Origin of the sequence: Candidatus Phytoplasma stylosanthis, assembly GCF_032886435.1 — a bacterium.
GTDB lineage: Bacteria > Bacillota_I > Bacilli_A > Acholeplasmatales > Acholeplasmataceae > Phytoplasma > Phytoplasma stylosanthis.
The window spans coordinates 1-1550 of the sequence record NZ_JAUZJP010000036.1 but is presented as its reverse complement, the minus strand read 5'-3'; the positions used below and the strand labels follow the sequence as shown (position 1 = coordinate 1550).

General features: G+C 28.2%; 1 protein-coding gene and 1 pseudogene. Both read right to left on the bottom strand.

Going from position 1 to position 1550, the window contains the following annotated elements; all coding sequences use genetic code 11:
* Nucleotides 1-202: 202 nt before the first annotated feature.
* Nucleotides 203-898, bottom strand: coding sequence for a DNA double-strand break repair protein Rad50 (locus Q8777_RS02590; RefSeq protein WP_318749376.1), 696 nt, complete (start codon nt 896-898; stop codon nt 203-205).
* Nucleotides 899-1026: 128 nt separating this feature from the next.
* A pseudogene (locus Q8777_RS02585) lies at nt 1027-1550 on the bottom strand (DNA double-strand break repair protein Rad50); the annotation flags it as partial.

Genomic DNA, 1550 nt, shown 5'->3' with positions numbered 1-1550 from the left:
AGGTTGTTTCTTTTTGATTTTGAAACCAGAAATAATAACAAACAAGTCCGAAAATGATAAGAAGGAATATAAAAAAACCATTTTTTTGGAAAAAATTTGATTTATTCATTGTTAGAATAACCTTTCTTAATAATAGTGATAATTAAATAAAATAATTATCACTATTATACAATTTTATTAATAAAATGATTAAATAAAATAATCATTTATTTGGGATTTTAACCATTTCTGGGATTTTGCCAACTCGTTTTGCTTGTAGGTGTTGTTGAACACGGGCGTAATTCGGATTTTTTTGTTTTAATTGTTCTTTTATAATATTCACGTTATCTCTTTTGTTTTCTAATATTTCTTCTAATTTGGCTTTTTCTTCATATAGTTTGTCAGTGTCAGAAACTTCTTTTTGTTTATCTTTTAATTCATCGATGATAGTTGCGTATTCATCGACGACATTACGTCTTCTTTCTTTAATTTTTTCAACAAACTTTTGGGATTCATCAACTTCTTTTTCTAAATTATCTTCTTTTTGGCGCAGTTTATAATCAGCTATTTTCTTTTCGTAATCTTTGTAGTTGGCTTCGAGTTTGGCTAAATCACGGTCAATATCTTGAGTATACATTTCTAAAGCTTCTTTGGTAATCATTATCGGGTGTTCTTTGTTTTTGTTAGCTACTTCATTATATAAATGCCATAAACGGTGGCATTCGTGCAGAATTAAAGTAGTTTTGACCATCCCTTGTCCAAATTTACGTGTAAAACTAACTGTCTTACCCGCAATTTTAAGACCCAATTTAGCAGGGAATAAGTCAGTGATCTTATCAAAACCTTTAAAAACCCATTTGGTGATATTGCCTGCTGATGCTTCATGTTCTTTTTCATAAGTTATCATACGATTATGCATTTCGCGATATTTTAATTTTAGGGCTTGATATAATTCTTTTTCGAGGTTAATTTCTTTAAGTTTTTCATCGACTTCCTCAATTTCTTTTTGGATTTTGGCATGACGTTCGTCGGCTGTTTGAATTTGGTTTAATATTGATTTTTCGGAATATGATAAAAATTGATATCTTTCTTATAAATCTTTTTTAATTTTTCCGCACGAGTTAACATATCTTGGTAGTATTCTTGTTTATTTTCTAATTTACCAATTTGAACTTTGATTTTACCAATTTCTCCAACTATTTCTGAAATTTCATCTCGAAGTTTATTAATTTCCGCTTGTAATCTAATTTTATCATCGGGGGAAGCTAACTCTTTTTGTCTTTCTTTGTCTTTGATTTCTTTTTCTTTAGTTTCTTTGTCTTTTTCTAATTGGACTAATTTACCTTTTAAGATAGTAATATTTTTATCATTTTGATCTAAATTTTTTTTTATTTCTTTAATTTTAGCTTCGTTTTGTTCTAAAACTTCTTTGATTTTGGCTTTGGCTTCTTGGGTAAGGTCTTTTTGTTCATAAAGGTCTTTTAGTTCTGTTTCACATTTTTCTAATTCTTTTTCCCAATCTTGTTTTAAACCATTGTAGTTATTAATTGTGTCACCATATTTGTCAATGG

Coding starts and splice junctions, on each gene's coding strand:
- Q8777_RS02590 (WP_318749376.1), bottom strand. CDS start 898: ATGCATAATCGTATGATAACTTATGAAAAAGAACATGAAGCATCAGCA.